Origin of the sequence: Streptococcus sp. 27098_8_51 (assembly GCF_041432205.1) — a bacterium.
Classification (GTDB): Bacteria; Bacillota; Bacilli; order Lactobacillales; family Streptococcaceae; genus Streptococcus.
Genome location: NZ_JAPVZE010000005.1, coordinates 22,357 through 40,856, shown reverse-complemented (window position 1 = coordinate 40,856; position 18,500 = coordinate 22,357). Strand labels below are relative to the sequence as shown.

The 18,500-nt window shown below is 39.5% G+C and carries 16 protein-coding genes and 1 pseudogene; all 17 read left to right on the top strand.

What is annotated here, in order from left to right; translation table 11 throughout:
• Nucleotides 1–161: 161 nt before the first annotated feature.
• The 17 genes and pseudogenes from O3622_RS04965 (at nt 162) to dprA (ending at nt 18,461) form a co-directional block, all read left to right on the top strand.
• The gene (locus O3622_RS04965) at nt 162–959 is read left to right on the top strand and encodes a formate/nitrite transporter family protein (RefSeq protein WP_125827214.1); all 798 of its coding nucleotides are present in this window, start codon (nt 162–164) and stop codon (nt 957–959) included.
• A gap of 150 nt (nt 960–1,109) precedes the next feature.
• Nucleotides 1,110–2,390 carry an O-acetylhomoserine aminocarboxypropyltransferase/cysteine synthase family protein gene (locus tag O3622_RS04960; RefSeq protein WP_049478155.1) on the top strand — a complete coding sequence of 427 codons (1,281 nt, stop codon included), beginning with the start codon at nt 1,110–1,112 and terminating at the stop codon, nt 2,388–2,390.
• Between the two features lie 94 nt (nt 2,391–2,484).
• Complete coding sequence (locus O3622_RS04955) at nt 2,485–3,759, top strand: DUF2130 domain-containing protein (protein ID WP_371607138.1); 1,275 nt, start codon at nt 2,485–2,487, stop codon at nt 3,757–3,759.
• Nucleotides 3,760–3,770: 11 nt separating this feature from the next.
• A complete protein-coding gene (locus O3622_RS04950) occupies nt 3,771–6,956 on the top strand; it encodes a hypothetical protein (protein ID WP_371607137.1) in 3,186 nt (1,061 codons plus the stop codon).
• 21 nt (nt 6,957–6,977) lie between these two features.
• Nucleotides 6,978–7,059: pseudogene (locus tag O3622_RS04945) on the top strand (DUF2130 domain-containing protein); the annotation flags it as partial.
• Nucleotides 7,060–7,070: 11 nt separating this feature from the next.
• On the top strand, nt 7,071–7,949 hold the full coding sequence (gene truB / locus O3622_RS04940; RefSeq protein WP_371607136.1) for a tRNA pseudouridine(55) synthase TruB: 879 nt from the start codon (nt 7,071–7,073) through the stop codon (nt 7,947–7,949).
• Nucleotides 7,950–8,062: 113 nt separating this feature from the next.
• On the top strand, nt 8,063–8,701 hold the full coding sequence (gene udk / locus O3622_RS04935) for a uridine kinase (protein WP_001181369.1): 639 nt from the start codon (nt 8,063–8,065) through the stop codon (nt 8,699–8,701).
• A 127-nt stretch (nt 8,702–8,828) separates the two neighbouring features.
• Nucleotides 8,829–10,169, top strand: a complete 1,341-nt coding sequence (gene xseA / locus O3622_RS04930) for an exodeoxyribonuclease VII large subunit (protein ID WP_371607135.1) — start codon at nt 8,829–8,831, stop codon at nt 10,167–10,169.
• On the top strand, nt 10,147–10,359 hold the full coding sequence (locus tag O3622_RS04925) for an exodeoxyribonuclease VII small subunit (RefSeq protein ID WP_000043226.1): 213 nt from the start codon (nt 10,147–10,149) through the stop codon (nt 10,357–10,359). Before xseA ends, O3622_RS04925 begins: the two co-directional genes overlap by 23 nt.
• Complete coding sequence (locus tag O3622_RS04920; RefSeq protein ID WP_371607134.1) at nt 10,356–11,231, top strand: polyprenyl synthetase family protein; 876 nt, start codon at nt 10,356–10,358, stop codon at nt 11,229–11,231. Before O3622_RS04925 ends, O3622_RS04920 begins: the two co-directional genes overlap by 4 nt.
• Nucleotides 11,224–12,039, top strand: a complete 816-nt coding sequence (locus O3622_RS04915) for a TlyA family RNA methyltransferase (RefSeq protein ID WP_371607133.1) — start codon at nt 11,224–11,226, stop codon at nt 12,037–12,039. The genes O3622_RS04920 and O3622_RS04915 overlap by 8 nt, the downstream gene beginning before the upstream one ends.
• Nucleotides 12,032–12,463 carry an arginine repressor gene (locus O3622_RS04910; protein WP_001034390.1) on the top strand — a complete coding sequence of 144 codons (432 nt, stop codon included), beginning with the start codon at nt 12,032–12,034 and terminating at the stop codon, nt 12,461–12,463. Before O3622_RS04915 ends, O3622_RS04910 begins: the two co-directional genes overlap by 8 nt.
• A 6-nt stretch (nt 12,464–12,469) precedes the next feature.
• Nucleotides 12,470–14,137, top strand: a complete 1,668-nt coding sequence (recN, locus tag O3622_RS04905; protein WP_049479358.1) for a DNA repair protein RecN — start codon at nt 12,470–12,472, stop codon at nt 14,135–14,137.
• Entirely contained in the window at nt 14,138–14,866 is a 729-nt protein-coding gene (locus tag O3622_RS04900; RefSeq protein ID WP_049479357.1) for a metallophosphoesterase family protein, read from the top strand.
• A gap of 78 nt (nt 14,867–14,944) precedes the next feature.
• Nucleotides 14,945–16,768, top strand: a complete 1,824-nt coding sequence (gene lepA, locus O3622_RS04895; protein ID WP_049505907.1) for a translation elongation factor 4 — start codon at nt 14,945–14,947, stop codon at nt 16,766–16,768.
• A 140-nt stretch (nt 16,769–16,908) separates the two neighbouring features.
• On the top strand, nt 16,909–17,532 hold the full coding sequence (locus O3622_RS04890) for a hypothetical protein (protein ID WP_371607132.1): 624 nt from the start codon (nt 16,909–16,911) through the stop codon (nt 17,530–17,532).
• Between the two features lie 80 nt (nt 17,533–17,612).
• Complete coding sequence (dprA, locus tag O3622_RS04885) at nt 17,613–18,461, top strand: DNA-processing protein DprA (protein WP_049478164.1); 849 nt, start codon at nt 17,613–17,615, stop codon at nt 18,459–18,461.
• Nucleotides 18,462–18,500 lie beyond the last annotated feature (39 nt).

The window sequence follows — 18,500 nt, the reverse complement described above, 5'->3', positions numbered from 1 at the left end:
TTATGTTAACAAAATAGGATCAAAATAGTTCTTATGAAAAAGGACAGGAAGGCTTAGGATAAAGATTTTTAAGATAAATATTTTAGAATTTTACAGAAAACGCTTTCTAGGAAACAAGAATTATGTTATAATTATCACAAATAAAAGTTTAGGAGTTTTTTATGGTCTCTTCAGAATTTATTTCAAAGATTGAATTTGCTTGTAAGAAGAAAGAAAGTCTTTATAGCCAAAGCAAGTTTAAGTATGCGATTCGTTCCATGTTTGCAGGTGCTTTTCTGACATTTAGTACGGCTGCGGGTGCAGTTGGGGCTGACTTGATTAATAAGATCGCTCCAGGTAGTGGACGTTTTCTCTTCCCATTTGTTTTTGCTTGGGGATTGGCCTACAGTGTTTTCTTAAATGCTGAGCTGGTAACTTCAAATATGATGTTCTTGACAGCTGGTAGTTTCTTGAAAAAAATCTCTTGGAGAAAAACAGCTGAAATTTTACTTTACTGTACTTTGTTCAACCTTATCGGTGCTTTGATAGCAGGTTGGGGCTTTGCCCACTCAGCAGCCTATGCAAATCTAACACATGATAGCTTCATTTCAGGGGTTGTAGAGATGAAGTTAGGTCGTTCCAATGAGTTAGTCCTACTTGAAGGTATTTTAGCCAATATCTTTGTGAACATTGCTATTCTTTCATTTGTTTTGGTGAAAGACGGTGGGGCTAAACTTTGGCTTGTTTTGTCAGCAATTTACATGTTTGTATTCTTAACAAACGAACACATTGCTGCGAACTTTGCTTCTTTTGCGATTGTTAAGTTCAGTGTTGCAGCAGATTCAATTGCTAATTTTGACATACCTAATATTCTTCGTCACTGGGGTGTAACCTTTGTCGGAAACTTTATCGGAGGAGGTCTCTTGATGGGCTTGCCTTACGCCTTCCTCAATAAAAACGAAGATACTTATGTCGATTAAAGAAATGAGCACGAGTGAATCGTGCTTTTTTGTTTGATGTGTATGACTAGTCATAGTTGTTCCTTATATCAAAATATAGAAAAACGGTATTGGAAAAGGCTAACCCAAGATGATACAATATACCTAATGAAGCTATTTGGAGGCCGTCTTATGACTCGTGATTTTAAATTTGAAACCCTACAATTGCATGCTGGGCAAGTAGTTGATCCAGCGACCAAGTCTCGTGCAGTACCGATTTATCAAACAACATCCTTCGTTTTTGATGACACGCAGGAAGGTGCAGATCTGTTTGCCTTGAGAAAACCAGGCAATATCTATACTCGTATCACAAACCCTACAACAGCAGCTTTTGAGGAAAGAATCGCTGCTCTTGAAGGTGGTGTTGGAGCACTAGCGACAGCATCAGGGATGGCTGCTGTAACCTACACTATTTTGGCGCTTGCTCACGCAGGTGACCATGTGGTGGCTGCGTCAACTATTTACGGTGGGACCTTCAACCTCTTGAAGGAAACCCTTCCTCGTTATGGGATCACAACAACCTTTGTCGATGTGGATAATTTGGAAGAAGTGGAAGCAGCTATCAATGACAATACCAAGCTTGTCTTGATTGAAACCTTGGGGAATCCCTTAATTAACATTCCTGACTTGGAGAAATTGGCTGAGATTGCGCATAAACACCAGATTCCTCTCGTTTCTGACAACACTTTTGCCACACCTTATTTGATTAACGTCTTTTCTCACGGTGTAGATATTGCCATTCACTCTGCAACTAAGTTTATCGGTGGGCATGGTACGACTATTGGAGGAGTGATTGTCGATAGCGGTCGTTTTGACTGGGAGGCTTCAGGGAAGTTCCCTCAATTTGTTGAGGAAGACCCAAGTTATCACAACTTGAGCTATACTCGTGATGTGGGTGCAGCAGCCTTTATTATCGCTGTTCGTGTTCAATTGCTCCGTGATACAGGTGCTGCCTTGTCGCCATTTAATGCCTTTCTCTTGCTCCAAGGGCTTGAAACTCTCTCTCTTCGTGTTGAACGTCATGTGCAAAATGCAGAGAAAATTGTTGATTTCCTTGTCAACCATCCTAAGGTAGAGAAGGTAAATTATCCAAAACTAGCTGACAGTCCTTATCATGCCCTGGCTGAGAAATATTTGCCAAAAGGTGTTGGTTCAATCTTTACCTTCCATGTTAAAGGCGGAGAGGCAGAAGCTCGCAAGGTAATTGATAATTTGGAAATCTTCTCTGACCTTGCAAACGTGGCAGATGCCAAATCTCTTGTTGTCCATCCTGCGACAACCACTCACGGTCAGTTGTCAGAAAAAGATCTAGAAGCAGCAGGTGTAACACCAAACCAAATCCGCTTGTCTATCGGTCTTGAAAATGTAGAGGATTTGATTGAAGATTTGCGCTTGGCCTTGGAAAAAATTTAAAGTAACAGATATAAACAGTGGGTTTCGACTCGCTGTTTTTGATTTTCCCTAAGGCATGATATAATGGTTACAGAAGTCTAGAAAGAGGAAAGTTATGAACGAAATCAAATGTCCCAACTGTGGGGAAGTCTTTACAGTAAATGAGAGCCAGTATGCCGAACTTTTATCCCAAGTGAGAACTGTTGAGTTTGATAAGGAATTGCACGATCGCATGAAGCAGGAGCTGGCCTTGGCTGAGCAAAAGGCCATGAATGAGCAACAGTCTAAACTGGCTCAGAAGGACCAAGAAATTGCGCAATTGCAGAGTCAAATCCAAAACTTTGATACAGAGAAAGAGTTAGCTAAGAAAGAAGTTGAGCAGACAAGTCACCAGGCCTTATTAGCAAAGGACAAGGAAGTACAGGCCTTGGAAAACCAATTGGCTACCTTGCGTTTGGAGCATGAAAATCAACTGCAAAAGACTCTCTCTGATTTAGAAAGAGAGCGTGATCAGGTTAAAAACCAGCTCCTCTTGCAGGAAAAGGAAAATGAGTTATCTTTGGCTTCTGTTAAGCAAAATTACGAAGCTCAGCTCAAGGCAGCCAGTGAACAGGTCGAGTTTTACAAGAATTTTAAAGCTCAACAATCCACAAAAGCTATCGGTGAAAGCCTGGAACAGTATGCAGAGAGTGAGTTTAACAAGGTTCGTAGTTTTGCCTTTCCAAATGCCTACTTTGAGAAGGATAACCAGCTCTCTGCGCGTGGATCTAAGGGGGACTTTATCTTCCGTGATTTTGATGAAAATGGTCTAGAATTCATTTCCATCATGTTTGAAATGAAAAATGAAGCGGATGGAACAGAGAAGAAGCATAAGAACTCGGATTTTTACAAAGAATTAGACAAGGACCGTCGGGAAAAGAACTGTGAGTATGCTGTTTTGGTGACTATGTTAGAAGCAGATAACGACTACTTTAACACAGGGATTGTTGATGTCAGCCACGAGTATGAAAAGATGTATGTGGTCCGTCCTCAATTCTTTATTCAGTTGATTGGGCTCTTGCGTAATGCAGCGCTTAATTCACTTAAATACAAGCAAGAGTTGGCCTTGGTTCGAGAGCAAAATATCGATATTACACATTTTGAGGAAGATTTGGATGCCTTTAAACTAGCCTTTGCCAAGAACTACAATTCAGCTTCAACTAACTTTGGTAAAGCTATTGATGAAATTGACAAGGCCATCAAACGGATGGAAGAGGTTAAGAAATTCCTAACCACATCCGAAAACCAACTCCGCATCGCTAATAACAAATTGGAAGATGTTTCGGTTAAAAAATTGACCCGAAAAAACCCAACTATGAAAGCCAAGTTTGATGCGCTGAAGGGGGAGTGAGGAAATAAGTTATGAAAAATGATATCAATTATGAAAATTTGATAGATGATGTAACAGAGGCTATAAAAAAGTTTAACTTAGTAATTTTTATTGGAGCAGGAGTTTCAATTGCTCAAGGTTATCCTAATTGGAACAATTATATTGAACATCTTATTAAGTATTGGCAAGGACAAGTTTTATCGGTAAGTGGTGAAAAAAGTCTTGGGAGAGAACATCATATAGTTTTTGATTTAATTAGCAAATCTAGTATTAGTAATAAACGTAAAGTGGATCTTGTAAACTATGAATTAAAAAAAGTTTTTGGTGAAGACTTTGAAAAGCGACGACTGGATTTTGAAAAAGGATATTTTAAAAATCTGCTACCATATTCAATAGTTAATAAAACAGTAGAATCTTTAGCGAGTTTAAATGCAATATTTATTACTTCTAACTACGACTATGAAATTGAAAATCATATTAAACGTTTAAATAATTCTGTAGTTACTATCAATGATCTTAATGAGTTTGTTAAGAACAAAGATGGAAAGTTACAATTTGGTGATGTTTTACATATCCATGGGACACCGGATTGTGATGTAAATTATTTTGTCAGTTCATCAGCAGATTATTCAAAAACCTATTTAAAAAATAGGGAAAATTTTGAAAATTTAGTAACTTGGTTTAAAAAGACAAAGCCTACAGTTTTATTTATAGGAGCAGGTCTTGAAGAAGATGAAATTTTATCTTTACTTTGTGAAGATAGTAAAAATTATGCATTGATGAAGTCAGAGAATACAGGTAATCAGAGGGCTGATGAACATTTTAGAGATGTTATTGAGGGATTTTTTAGTTCAGAAAATCATACTCAGATTATATGGTACGGCAAAAACTATGAGGATTTACCAATTTTTGTGGAAAAATTGGTTTCTAACATAAATGATAAATTAGGAATACATGCATATAGAAAAGATTGGAATAATCTTTTAAATCCCTCGTTAAAACAAGAAGATTACAATAAATCATTAAATAATATTAGCAGTAATTTTAAGTATTTAAGTTCTCTTTTAAATAAGGTTATTGAAAATAATAATGACGATTTAAATCGACTGATGTTAAATGCTCTGCTTCAGGGTGAAACCCTAACAGTAATTAAACATAGTTTTATCCCTGTGTTTTGGACATTTATTGCTAAAAATATTGAAAAGTTAAGTGATAATGACTGGGAAGTAATTTACAAAATAATTTCTGAAGGTTATCAAAATTATTTTATTGATGATGTATTCTTTGTCTATAATTATGCGATAGATAATAAAATTTCTAGTTTTACAAATAATAATAAGCTTAATGAACTGAGAGAAATTATATCCAAAGATGGATATATCGTTAATTCTAACTTTAATAAAGATAAAACTCTTTTGGGTTACTGGCTAGTAAGTACTTTTGAACAGCAAAATCGTGATTTATATATAGAGGAAGATAGTGAAGTAGAAGTTAACTTAAATTATGAATGTGTTAACAAATTAATGTCCATACTAAATAATCCAGAATTTTTAAGTTATAATTACTACTCTATAGAGTATCAATTAAAAGAGTATGATGTTGTTAAATTTCTTTATGATCTTCTAAAGTCCAAAAAATTATTTATTGAAGAGGAAGAGTTTTTAGAAAGTGATTCTGAAGACTTAATAAGTACTATATTAATTCAAAAATTGCTTGTTCAATTGGATAATGAAATTAAATTGGATTTAGAATTTATCAAGAAGTTAATTGATAAAATTGATTTTTCTAATATTCATTTTGGAGAGGAATTAAACACTTTTATCAAAGAACACAGAAGTATTATTAGAGAAAAACATATTGAAATACCAAAAAAGCCTTATAGAAATTGGATATCTTCACTAAAAGGAGGTTTTGTTTCACAATTTTCATATTTAACTCAAGAAAATCTTGTAGAGTACGATGAATCTAGAGTATTAGAGATATTAGTCAACGCCGAAAAGGAACAAAGAGGTTCTTCATTTTTGGAAGAAAAGACGATAAATGAAACGGAAAATTTCTTGATTACTGTTTTAAAAGAATCAAATGAAATATCTAAAAAGGTTTCTGATTTATTGAAAAATCATATAGATGACTTATATCCAAAATATAAGAGATTATATGTAAAAATCATCAGTTCTCCTGAAATAGAAGAAAATTTAAGAAATATTGTTAGAGAAAAATATTTAAAAAGATTTAACAAAGAAAGTTTTGATTCTAACGATCGGAAATTTTTTGAATATCATATAAAACAACAAAATACGGATATAGATATTTTTGAAAAATTACTTAGTATCGATGCAAATAAACTTTCATCTTCAAGAGATGATAATAATCAATTAGATATGTTTCATTATGTAAATAGTGAACTGGGAATATATTTGCAATGTTTGATATCATTGTTTAACCAGCATCCAGGATATACACCTCAAATTATTCAGAAAATAGATTCTGTAGATGATTTTGCGTATAAAGAGCTTGCTCAAGGGATTTTATTATACGTATATGATTGGAGAGTAATTAATATAACCTATCATACATTTTTAGGATTCAGTTATTCCCACTCGTTAATTGATACAGAAGTTGTAAAGATATTTAAGGATGTTGTTAAAAATATTTTAAAAGAAAAAATCAAAGACAATCAAATTCTTGATAGGGTTTATTTAGTCGCTTTAGATAGTGTAGATCCAACTATTGATTCATTTTCTTTATTAAAGAATAACTATAGTCAAATGATCAACATCATTTTTACAGAAGACTATGAATTTAGATATTCTAAAGAATGGTTGCGAGCATTATTCAAATCTGACTCAAGTGCGAACTATCTGGTGACAATTTTTTATTTATTATATAATGAAAATCTTAAAGAAAATAGATTTGCTTTATTTATAGAGGAATTAAGTGATTATGTAACAACTTATAATCAGAAATTATCTTTACGAGGAATGAATTATAAATTAAATCATGAAGAACTTAACAATTTTGATTTGTTGAAAAAAATGTTTCTGAAATTAATGGAGACTGATAAAATAGAGAATGATATTTTCTATCTAGATGGCATCAAAAGTATACTCCCATTATTATCTTTAGATGAAAGACGAAATGTATTACAACATATTCAAAAACAGAACAATTGTCCTCCTCCAGAGATTGAGGAATTACAAAGAATTATAGTTAATTAAAATTTGTAAAAAAGAGAATAAAAGGTAGACGACGCCTCAGTAAAAATTGACCCGAAAAAATCCAACTATGAAAGCGAAGTTCGAAGCGCTGAAGGGAGAGTGAGAAAGCAACACATGAACGGTATTATCAACTTAAAAAAAGAAGCGGGGATGACCTCGCATGACGCAGTTTTTAAGCTGCGTAAGATTTTGGGAACCAAGAAGATTGGTCATGGTGGAACCTTGGATCCAGATGTGGTGGGTGTTTTGCCCATTGCGGTTGGCAAGGCGACCCGCATGGTCGAATTTATGCAGGATGAGGGCAAGGTCTATGAGGGGGAAATCACTCTTGGTTATTCAACGACGACTGAGGATGCCAGCGGAGAAGTGGTCGCAGAGACACCCGTTTTGTCTCCCTTGGATGAAAAGCTTGTCGATGAAGCAATCGCTAGTCTGACTGGGCCTATTACTCAGATTCCACCTATGTATTCGGCTGTCAAGGTTAATGGTCGCAAGCTCTATGAGTATGCGCGTGCAGGTCAGGAAGTGGAGCGTCCAGAACGTCAGGTGACCATTTATCAATTTGAGCGGACGAGTCCGATTTCTTATGAGGATCACCTCGTTCGATTCACTTTTCGTGTGAAATGTAGTAAGGGGACTTATATCCGTACCTTGTCTGTTGACTTGGGAGAGAAGCTGGGTTATGCGGCCCATATGTCGCATCTGACACGGACTAGTGCTGCAGGTTTACAGTTAGAAGATGCCTTGACTTTGAATGAAATTGCTGCAAAAGTGGAGGCTGGTCAACTGGACTTTCTCCATCCTCTAGAGATTGGTACGGGGGATCTTGTTAAAGTTTTCCTAAGTCCAGAAGAGGCTACAGAAGTGCGATTTGGTCGTTTTATTGAGTTAGACCAAACAGACCAAGAATTGGCTGCCTTTGAGGGGGATAAATTGCTAGCCATTTTAGAAAAAAGAGGCAATCTCTACAAACCAAGGAAGGTTTTCGGCTAGTCTAACTGGAGTGAAAGTATTAGAATTGTTATCCATAATCTATCCAAAATCAGACTATAAATTTTGTAAAAAATGTGATAAAATAGACGTCGGATAAAAAAACGGAGGATAGCATGCAAAATAGACCAATCATTATCGGAGTGACAGGTGGTTCTGGTGGAGGAAAAACTAGTGTTTCAAGAGCCATTTTATCGCATTTCCCTGATGAAAAGATTTCCATGATTGAGCATGATTCTTACTACAAGGATCAGTCTCATTTGACTTTTGAAGAACGTGTCAAAACCAACTACGACCACCCTTTTGCCTTTGATACAGACTTAATGATCGAGCAGATTAAGGAATTGTTGGCAGGGCGCCCAGTGGACATTCCAACTTATGACTATACAGCGCATACACGGAGTAGCAAGACCTATCGTCAGGAGCCTCAGGATGTCTTTATCGTTGAGGGGATTTTGGTCTTGGAGGACAAGCGTCTGCGCGATTTGATGGATATCAAGATTTTTGTGGATACAGATGATGATGTGCGTATTATTCGCCGTATCAAGCGTGATATGGAGGAGCGTGGCCGAAGCCTTGATAGCGTTATTGACCAATATCTGGGTGTGGTCAAACCCATGTACCATCAGTTTATCGAGCCGACCAAACGATATGCTGATATCGTCATTCCTGAAGGTGTCAGCAATACAGTTGCTATCGACCTTTTGACGACCAAGATTGCAAAGATTTTGGAAGAAGCACGAAACAGCAAATAATCAGATGAGGAGGCCTAGCCTCCTTTTCTATTTTTCCTTTGGTTTCAGTATGCAAAAGGAGATTTTTAATCATCTTTTTGGTATAATAATACCCATGGAAAAGCAAGAAAATGAATAGTAGGTGGAGATGGAAAAGTATTTATCAGTAACAACTTTGACCAAGTATCTGAAAATGAAATTCGATAAAGACCCTTACTTGGAACGGGTCTATTTAACTGGTCAAGTTTCCAACTTTCGTAAACGACCTACTCACCAATATTTCTCCCTAAAGGATGACTATGCAGTTATTCAAGCGACCATCTGGTCAGGGATCTATCAGAAATTAGGTTTCGACCTGGAAGAAGGAATGAAGATCAATGTAATTGGGCGTGTGCAGGTCTATGAACCAAGCGGTAGCTACTCTATCATCATTGAAAAAGCTGAGCCTGATGGGGTTGGGGCGCTTGCGATTCAGTTTGAACAACTCAAGAAAAAACTAACGGAAGAAGGTCTATTTCAAGAGAGATTCAAGCAACCTCTTCCCCAGTTTGCTAAGCGAATCGGTGTGGTAACCAGTCGCAGTGGAGCTGTTATTCGAGATATCATCACGACCGTCAGCAGACGTTTTCCTGGTGTTGATATCCTTCTCTATCCGACCAAGGTACAAGGTGATGGAGCAGCGGAGGAAATTGCTCGAAATATTGCGCGTGCCAATCAACGTGAGGACCTAGATGTTCTCATCATTGGTCGTGGTGGGGGTTCCATTGAGGATCTCTGGGCTTTTAACGAAGAGATCGTGGTACGGGCTATTTTTGAATCCCGTTTGCCAGTTATTTCTAGTGTTGGGCATGAAACAGATGTGACCTTGGCGGATTTTGTGGCAGATCGCCGTGCTGCAACGCCAACAGCTGCAGCTGAACTGGCTACGCCTGTGACTAAGTTGGATGTGTTAACCCATTTGCAAAATCAGGAAAAGCGGATGGCAACAGCAGTTCAGAATGTCCTGTCAAGAAAAAAAGAAGCTCTGAAAAAATGCAGTCAGTCAGTCATCTTTAGACAGCCAGAGCGTTTGTATGATGGTTATTTACAACGGTTAGATCAACTGCAACTGCGATTAAAACAAAGTTTGCGAACACGGATTTCTGATAATAAACAGCTAGTCCAAGCAAGAACGCATCAACTAGTCCAATTATCACCTGTTACCAAAATCCAGCGTTATCAAGACCGTCTAGGTCAGTTGGACAAGCTCCTACGCAGCCAAATGGCGCTAGTTTATGATGCCAAGGTTGCTGAAGTCAAGAGACTTTCAGAAGCTCTACTGATGTTGGATACCAGTCGAATAGTGGCGCGTGGTTATGCTATTGTCAAAAAAGAAGAGTCAGTAGTCGATTCTGTTGAGATGTTGAATAAAAAAGACCAAGTGACGTTTTTGATGCGAGATGGTCAAGTAGAATTAGAGGTTAAAGATGTCAAAACAAAAGAAATTTGAGGAAAATCTAGCAGAACTAGAGACCATTGTCCAAAGTTTGGAAAATGGTGAAATTGCTTTGGAAGATGCGATTGCGGCCTTTCAAAAGGGCATGGTCTTGTCAAAAGAGCTCCAAGCGACGCTGGACAAGGCTGAAAAGACCTTGGTTAAGGTCATGCAAGAAGACGGGACAGAAAGTGATTTTGAATGAAGAAGCAAGAAAAATTAGCTCTTGTCGAGTCTGCCTTGGAAGATTTTTATGGAGACCAGCAGTTTGCCTCTAGTTTACGAGAGTCCGTTCTCTATTCCATTCATGCTGGTGGCAAGCGTATTCGACCTTTTCTCTTGTTAGAAGTTTTGGAAGCCTTGCAAGTAGTTATCCAACCAGCTCATGCCCAGGTAGCCGCGGCTTTGGAAATGATTCATACAGGGAGCTTGATTCACGATGATCTTCCAGCTATGGATGACGACGATTACCGTCGAGGGCGTTTGACTAATCATAAGAAATTTGGCGAAGCGATAGCAATATTGGCAGGAGATGCTTTGTTCCTAGATCCCTATGCCTTAATAGCGCAGGCGGATTTGCCAAGTCAGATCAAGGTGGACTTGATTGCCAACCTATCCCTTGCTTCAGGAAGTCTGGGAATGGTTGCAGGGCAGGTTTTAGATATGGAAGGCGAACACCAGCATTTGTCCTTGGAAGAACTCCAGACCATTCATGCCAATAAAACTGGAAAATTGCTAGCTTATCCCTTTCAAGCAGCTGCTATCATAGCTGAATTAGCACCAGAAATCCAAGCAAAATTGAAAACTGTGGGTGAATTAATCGGACTTGCCTTTCAAGTTCGAGATGATGTGCTGGATGTGACAGCTAGTTTTGAGGAAATCGGCAAGACACCGCAAAAGGATTTACAGGCAGAAAAGTCGACCTATCCAGCCTTGTTGGGCTTGGAAAAGGCCATTGCCTTTTGTAACCAAACTCTGAATCAAGCCGAGGCTAAATTAGAAGAAATTGCCCAGCAGGTTCCCTTTGAAACAGCACCGATTGTGAAAATAGTAGAAAGTTTGAGAATCAATGGCTAAGGAAAGAGTGGATGTACTAGCTTATAAACAGGGCTTGTTTGAAACGCGAGAACAGGCCAAGCGCGGTGTCATGGCTGGACTAGTCGTAGCAGTCCTTAATGGAGAACGCTTTGACAAACCAGGAGAGAAAATCCCAGATGACACTGAGCTAAAACTCAAGGGTGAAAAACTCAAGTATGTCAGTCGAGGTGGTCTAAAACTAGAGAAGGCCTTGCAGGTCTTTGATTTGTCAGTGGAGGGAGCAACTACGATTGATATTGGGGCTTCCACTGGTGGATTTACTGACGTCATGTTGCAAAATGGTGCTGAGTTAGTCTTTGCAGTCGATGTTGGCACCAATCAGTTGGCTTGGAAATTACGTCAAGACCCACGGGTTGTCAGCATGGAGCAGTTTAATTTTCGTTATGCTGAAAAGACTGATTTTGAGCAGGAACCGAGCTTTGCCAGTATTGATGTGAGTTTCATTTCCCTCAGTCTGATTTTGCCTGCTTTGCATCGTGTCTTGGCTGATCAAGGTCAGGTGGTGGCACTTGTCAAACCCCAGTTTGAAGCAGGTCGTGAGCAGATTGGGAAAAATGGAATCATTCGAGATGCCAAGGTTCATCAAACTGTCCTTGAATCTGTCACTGCTATGGCAGTTGAGCAAGGTTTTTCAGTGCTTGGATTAGACTATTCACCAATCCAAGGTGGACATGGAAACATCGAATTTCTGGTATATTTGAAAAAGGAAGAGGGAGCAAGTAACCAAGTTGCCCCTGAAATAGAAAAAGTTGTAGAGAGAGCACATAGAGAATTTAAAGATGAATAAAAAAGAGAGACTTGAAAAAATTAGAAGATTTGTTACGGATTATCAAATCGGGACTCAGGAAGAAATTGTTGAGCATTTGAAGGAAGCAGGTATTTCTGCTACTCAAGCCACTGTCTCAAGGGACATCAAGGAGCTTGGGATTGTTAAAATTCCTTTGAAGAACAACACCTATATCTATGAGTTGCCAAAATCAATCGTCAAGAGTTTGCAATTGGCTGAGGACAATATTGTGAGTTCTGAGTTAATGGGAAATATGATTAACCTTGCTGTCATTCCTGGAAATACTATTTTTGTGAAGAGTCAGTTGGTTGAAGCATTTTCTGAACAGATTTTTAGCTGTCTAGCTGATGATGATTCTATCTTAATTGTAGCTAGAACAGCAGAGGCAGCTGAGGAAATTGTTGAACAAGTCAAAAAATGGTAGGTCAGTATGTTACTTGAAATTTCGATAAAAAACTTTGCCATTATTGAGGCGATTTCGCTCAATTTTGAAAAGGGTATGACTGTTTTAACCGGGGAAACGGGTGCTGGAAAGTCTATCATTATCGACGCTATGAATCTCATGTTGGGGGCTCGTGCAACGACAGACGTTATTCGTCATGGTGCGCCAAAGGCAGAGATTGAGGGGCTTTTTTCGGTTGAAAATAGTCGCCTTTTACAGGAACTTTTTGAAGAGCAAGGTTTAGAATTGGGTGATGAGATTATCATCCGCCGGGAAATTTTGCAAAATGGTCGTAGTGTTAGTCGCGTGAATGGTCAGATGGTCAATCTTTCTGTCTTGCGTGCTATTGGGCAACACCTTGTGGATATCCATGGTCAGCATGACCAAGAAGAGTTAATGCGTCCTCAACTGCACATCCAGATGTTGGATGAGTTTGGTGATGCTGCTTTCTTGGACTTGAAGGAGACCTATCAGACGAGCTTTGATGCCTATCGCAAAATGCGCAAGCAGGTTTTGGAAGTCAAGAAAAACCAACAGGAACATAAGGCACGTATCGAAATGTTGGAATTTCAAATGGCAGAGATTGAGGCTGCAAACTTGCAGGCTGGTGAAGACTTGGCTCTCAACCAAGAACGAGATAAACTCCTCAATCATAAAAATATTGCAGATACCCTAACCAATGCCTACAGTATGCTGGACAATGAGGAATTCTCCAGTCTTGCTAATGTCCGTTCGGCCATGAATGACATGGAAAGTGTCGAAGAATATGACCCTGAATACCGTGAAATTTCAAGTTCTCTATCAGAAACATACTATGTTTTAGAAGATATTACCAAGCGTTTAGAAGATATTATTGAGGATTTGGATTTTGATGGCAATCGCCTCATGCAGGTTGAAAATCGCTTAGACCTTATAAATACTATTACCCGCAAGTATGGTGGAACTGTGGACGACGTTTTGCTTTATTTTGCCAAGATTACGGATGAGTACAATCTCTTGACGGGTAATAACCTTTCTTCTGAAGACATGGAAGCAGAGCTCAAGAAATTGGAAGTTAATCTTGTCGATTTGGCAGGGCAACTTGCATCAGCTCGTCATGATTTGGCCCAGCAGCTTGAGGCTGAGATTAAACAAGAACTTCAGGATCTCTATATGGAGAAGGCACAGTTCCAGGTTCGCTTTAGCAAGGGCAAATTTAGTCGTGAGGGGAATGAAACAGTCGAGTTTTATATTTCCACCAACCCAGGTGAGGACTTTAAGCCTTTGGTCAAAGTTGCGTCCGGTGGGGAATTATCCCGTCTCATGTTGGCTATCAAGTCTGCCTTTTCTCGTAAAGAAGGCAAGACCAGTATTGTCTTTGATGAGGTGGATACGGGAGTTTCAGGTCGCGTGGCCCAAGCCATCGCACAGAAGATTCATAAGATAGGCCAGCATGGTCAGGTTCTTGCTATCTCTCACCTTCCACAAGTGATTGCCATCGCGGATTATCAATTCTTTATTGAGAAGATTAGCGATGAGCACTCAACGGTGTCGACGGTTCGCCTTTTGACTTTAGAAGAGCGAGTAGAGGAAGTAGCTAAAATGTTGGCTGGGCAAAATGTAACAGAGGCGGCCCTTACCCAAGCTAGAGAATTATTGCAAACGAGGGAGAAATAAATGACAGACTATTATGTAATTGGAGATGTTCACGGAAAAGCAGGTATGCTGGAAGACCTTCTCAAAACATGGGATGGTCACACCCAGTTGCTCTTTCTAGGGGATTTGATTGACCGTGGTGAAGACAGTCGCCGTGTTCTAGAAATGGTCAAAGACTTGGTCGACAATCAAGGAGCTATCTGTCTATCAGGAAACCACGAGTATATGTTTCTGACTTGGCTCGATGACCCAGAAGAAAGCTATGACCATTATCGTCGCAATGGTGGTGATACAACCATTAACTCAATTTTAGGTCGTCCCTTGGATGCACCAGTTGATGGCGTAGAAGATGCCAAGCGTGTTGCGACTGAAGCGGCAGACTTGGTCGAATTTATTCGTCAAATGCCATTTGTGGTAGAGACAGACAAATATATCTTTGTTCACGCAGGTATTGATTTGACCTTGGATGATTGGCATGAAACGACTGATTACAAGAAAGTCTGGCTCAGAAAGCCATTCCACGAAGCCGAAAATCATACTGGGAAAATCATTGTCTTTGGGCATACACCAGTTTATGGTTTGCTAAAGCAAGACCGAGGTACTGCTGAGCTTTGGATGACAGAAGATGGTAAGATTGGCATGGATGGAGGAGCTGTTTATGGTGGTGTCCTTCATGGAATCGTCTTTACAGACCAAGGAATGACCGAACACCACTTTATCGAAAATGATGGTTTTATTGCCGAAGATTAGTACTCCTAGCAGGGTATGGTCTTGTCAAAATGTTAAAAACAATTTATAATTAATAGATACCCTGAAAGGAAGAGCATCATGAACTTAGAAGAATTGAAGAAACGACAGGAGAAGATTCGGAACTTCTCTATTATCGCCCATATTGACCATGGGAAATCAACCCTAGCAGACCGCATTTTGGAAAAGACGGAGACCGTTTCTAGTCGTGAAATGCAAGCCCAACTTCTGGATAGTATGGATCTTGAGCGTGAACGTGGGATTACCATTAAACTCAATGCCATTGAGCTTAATTACACTGCGAAAGATGGTGAGACCTATATTTTCCACTTGATTGACACACCTGGGCACGTGGACTTTACCTATGAAGTGTCGCGTTCACTAGCAGCCTGTGAAGGAGCGATTTTGGTGGTTGATGCGGCTCAAGGGATTGAAGCTCAAACTCTTGCTAACGTTTATCTAGCCTTGGACAATGATTTGGAAATTCTGCCAGTCATTAACAAGATTGACCTTCCAGCAGCTGATCCAGAGCGTGTTCGTACAGAGATTGAGGATGTCATTGGACTGGATGCCAGCGAAGCAGTCTTAGCTTCAGCCAAAGCTGGTATTGGTATTGAAGAAATTCTTGAGCAGATCGTTGAAAAAGTGCCAGCTCCAACTGGTGATGTTTCAGCTCCATTAAAAGCTTTGATTTTTGATTCCGTTTACGATGCTTATCGTGGGGTTATCCTTCAAGTGCGTGTCATGGATGGAGTTGTCAAACCTGGCGATAAGATTCAGCTCATGAGCAATGGCAAGACCTTTGATGTGACGGAGGTCGGTATTTTCACGCCGAAAGCAGTAGGGCGCGATTTTCTTGCGACTGGTGACGTTGGTTATATTGCGGCTTCTATCAAGACAGTTCAAGATACGCGCGTGGGTGATACAGTTACTCTAGCAAGCAATCCAGCAGCAGAACCGCTAGATGGATACAAGCAGATGAATCCTATGGTCTTTGCGGGTCTTTATCCAATCGAATCAAACAAGTACAATGACCTTCGTGAAGCACTTGAAAAATTGCAGCTCAACGATGCCAGCCTGCAGTTTGAACCAGAAACATCTCAGGCGCTGGGATTTGGTTTCCGTTGTGGATTCCTTGGACTTCTCCATATGGATGTTATCCAAGAGCGTTTAGAGCGTGAGTTCAACATTGACCTCATCATGACAGCTCCATCTGTTATCTATAAGGTTAACCAAACTGACGGTGAATCTATGGATGTGTCTAACCCCTCTGAATTTCCAGATCCAACCAAGATTGCGACTATTGAAGAACCGTATGTCAAGGCGCAAATCATGGTACCGCAGGAGTTTGTCGGAGCAGTGATGGAACTGGCTCAGCGCAAGCGTGGGGATTTTGTGACCATGGACTATATTGATGATAATCGTGTCAATGTTATCTATCAAATTCCACTTGCTGAAATCGTCTTTGACTTTTTTGATAAGCTCAAGTCTTCGACACGTGGTTATGCAAGCTTTGACTACGAATTGTCAGAGTATCGCCCATCTAAACTGGTCAAAATGGATATTCTTCTCAATGGAGACAAGGTGGATGCCCTCAGCTTTATCGTTCACAAGGACTTTGCCTACGAACGTGGGAAACTCATCGTGGATAAGCTCAAGAAAATCATCCCTCGTCAACAATTTGAGGTGCCGATTCAAGCAGCTATTGGGCACAAAATCGTGGCTCGTACTGATATCAAGGCCCTTCGTAAGAACGTACTTGCCAAGTGTTACGGTGGTGACGTTTCTCGTAAACGCAAACTCCTTGAAAAACAAAAAGCTGGTAAGAAACGCATGAAAGCTATCGGATCAGTAGAAGTCCCACAAGAAGCCTTCCTTAGCGTCTTGAGCATGGATGAAGAATAGAAATAAAAAAACTCTTGAAGATTTTTCAAGAGTTTTTGCTTTAAATGAGAGTGATAAAATCGGAAGCTAACAGAATAGATCAGGTTAGAATTTGACAGAAGTCCCTATTTTTCTTATAATGCAGATGGAAAGGTGGTAGGATGAAAAAATTATTAATTTTAGGTACTGTAGTTACTGCTAGTGTTTTTCTAGCTTCATGCTCTAATAAATCGCAAACAGCAACCGAAGAAAGTTCGACTGCGGTTGTTAGTTCTTCAAGAAGTCAGGAAACGAATAGCACTAGTTCTGCTGTTTCTGAAGCGAAAAAGGAAGAGACGCAAATCATCGGTTCGAATGAATATGGTTTTGTCAAGGTACCCAAATCATGGGTTCGATTTCATGAAGTAGAAGGTGGAAATGATATACAGTATAGTGATGGAACAGATATCAACATTGTTACGCTGAATACCTTCAAGGCTGAGCAGTTTAATATCAGCGAAGAAGAGTATGCTAAACTAGATGTTGTGACTGTCTCATCTAGTATTTTAACTTCCAAAGAACAAAGCTCTGATTTCAGTAAGGTTTGGGGCTCCAAATCGACAATTGGAGGCTATGAAGCCTATGTTGTCAATGCAATTGCTAAATCAGGGAAATACCTCGTTACCTGGGTTTTCCGATCAAATGATGGTAAAATCCGCTATGTTTCACTTGAAGGGGATGGGGAAACTTTAAAAACAATCTTACCGATGGTTGAAAGTAGCTGGTCAACTACTAAATCTGAATAAATGAAAAAAGAAGATCCTTGGTCTTCTTTTTATTTTTTTTACGAATAGATAGATGAGTAGAAAAAGAAATGGAGTTGTATATGAAGATCACAAACTATGAGATTTATAAATTGAGAAAAGCTGGGCTGAGCAATCAACAAATTTTAACAGTTCTTGAATACGATGAGACTGTAGATCAGGAGCTCTTGCTAGGTGATATTGCGGAACTATCGGGGTGTCGTAATCCTGCTGTCTTTATGGAACGCTATTTCCAGATAGATGATGCACAGTTGGAGAAGGAGTTTCAGAAATTTCCATCCTTTTCTATTCTTGATGACTGTTATCCTTGGGATCTGAGTGAGATTTATGATGCTCCAGTGCTCTTGTTTTATAAAGGAAATCTGGACTTGTTAAAGTTTCCAAAGGTTGCTGTTGTAGGGAGTCGTTCATGTTCTAGTCAGGGAGCAAAATCGGTTCAGAAAGTCATTCAAGGTTTGGAAAACGAGTTAATCGTGGTCAGTGGTTTAGCCAAAGGGATTGATACGGCTGCCCATATGGCTGCACTCCAGAATGGAGGAAGAACGATTGCTGTCATTGGAACAGGATTGGATGTTTTTTATCCCCGAGCCAATAAACGTTTGCAGGAACACATTGGCAATCACCATTTGGTACTTAGCGAGTACGGACCTGGTGAGGAACCCTTGAAATTTCACTTTCCAGCTCGTAATCGTATCATTGCTGGCCTTTGCCGTGGTGTGATTGTAGCAGAGGCAAGGATGCGTTCGGGTAGTCTTATTACTTGTGAGCGAGCTATGGAGGAAGGGCGTGATGTTTTTGCCATTCCAGGAAACATTTTAGATGGCCATTCAGATGGCTGTCACCACTTGATCCAAGAGGGGGCAAAGCTGATTAGCAGTGGTCAAGATGTGTTGGCTGAGTTTGAATTTTAAGGAGAAATTTGTTCACACAGATAAACTTTTCTTCTATAT

Bases quoted from the DNA above. Each gene is read 5' to 3' on its own strand.
- O3622_RS04965 (WP_125827214.1), top strand. From the start codon at position 162: ATGGTCTCTTCAGAATTTATTTCAAAGATTGAATTTGCTTGTAAGAAG.
- O3622_RS04960 (WP_049478155.1), top strand. From the start codon at position 1,110: ATGACTCGTGATTTTAAATTTGAAACCCTACAATTGCATGCTGGGCAA.
- O3622_RS04955 (WP_371607138.1), top strand. From the start codon at position 2,485: ATGAACGAAATCAAATGTCCCAACTGTGGGGAAGTCTTTACAGTAAAT.
- O3622_RS04950 (WP_371607137.1), top strand. From the start codon at position 3,771: ATGAAAAATGATATCAATTATGAAAATTTGATAGATGATGTAACAGAG.
- truB (WP_371607136.1), top strand. From the start codon at position 7,071: ATGAACGGTATTATCAACTTAAAAAAAGAAGCGGGGATGACCTCGCAT.
- udk (WP_001181369.1), top strand. From the start codon at position 8,063: ATGCAAAATAGACCAATCATTATCGGAGTGACAGGTGGTTCTGGTGGA.
- xseA (WP_371607135.1), top strand. From the start codon at position 8,829: ATGGAAAAGTATTTATCAGTAACAACTTTGACCAAGTATCTGAAAATG.
- O3622_RS04925 (WP_000043226.1), top strand. From the start codon at position 10,147: ATGTCAAAACAAAAGAAATTTGAGGAAAATCTAGCAGAACTAGAGACC.
- O3622_RS04920 (WP_371607134.1), top strand. From the start codon at position 10,356: ATGAAGAAGCAAGAAAAATTAGCTCTTGTCGAGTCTGCCTTGGAAGAT.
- O3622_RS04915 (WP_371607133.1), top strand. From the start codon at position 11,224: ATGGCTAAGGAAAGAGTGGATGTACTAGCTTATAAACAGGGCTTGTTT.
- O3622_RS04910 (WP_001034390.1), top strand. From the start codon at position 12,032: ATGAATAAAAAAGAGAGACTTGAAAAAATTAGAAGATTTGTTACGGAT.
- recN (WP_049479358.1), top strand. From the start codon at position 12,470: ATGTTACTTGAAATTTCGATAAAAAACTTTGCCATTATTGAGGCGATT.
- O3622_RS04900 (WP_049479357.1), top strand. From the start codon at position 14,138: ATGACAGACTATTATGTAATTGGAGATGTTCACGGAAAAGCAGGTATG.
- lepA (WP_049505907.1), top strand. From the start codon at position 14,945: ATGAACTTAGAAGAATTGAAGAAACGACAGGAGAAGATTCGGAACTTC.
- O3622_RS04890 (WP_371607132.1), top strand. From the start codon at position 16,909: ATGAAAAAATTATTAATTTTAGGTACTGTAGTTACTGCTAGTGTTTTT.
- dprA (WP_049478164.1), top strand. From the start codon at position 17,613: ATGAAGATCACAAACTATGAGATTTATAAATTGAGAAAAGCTGGGCTG.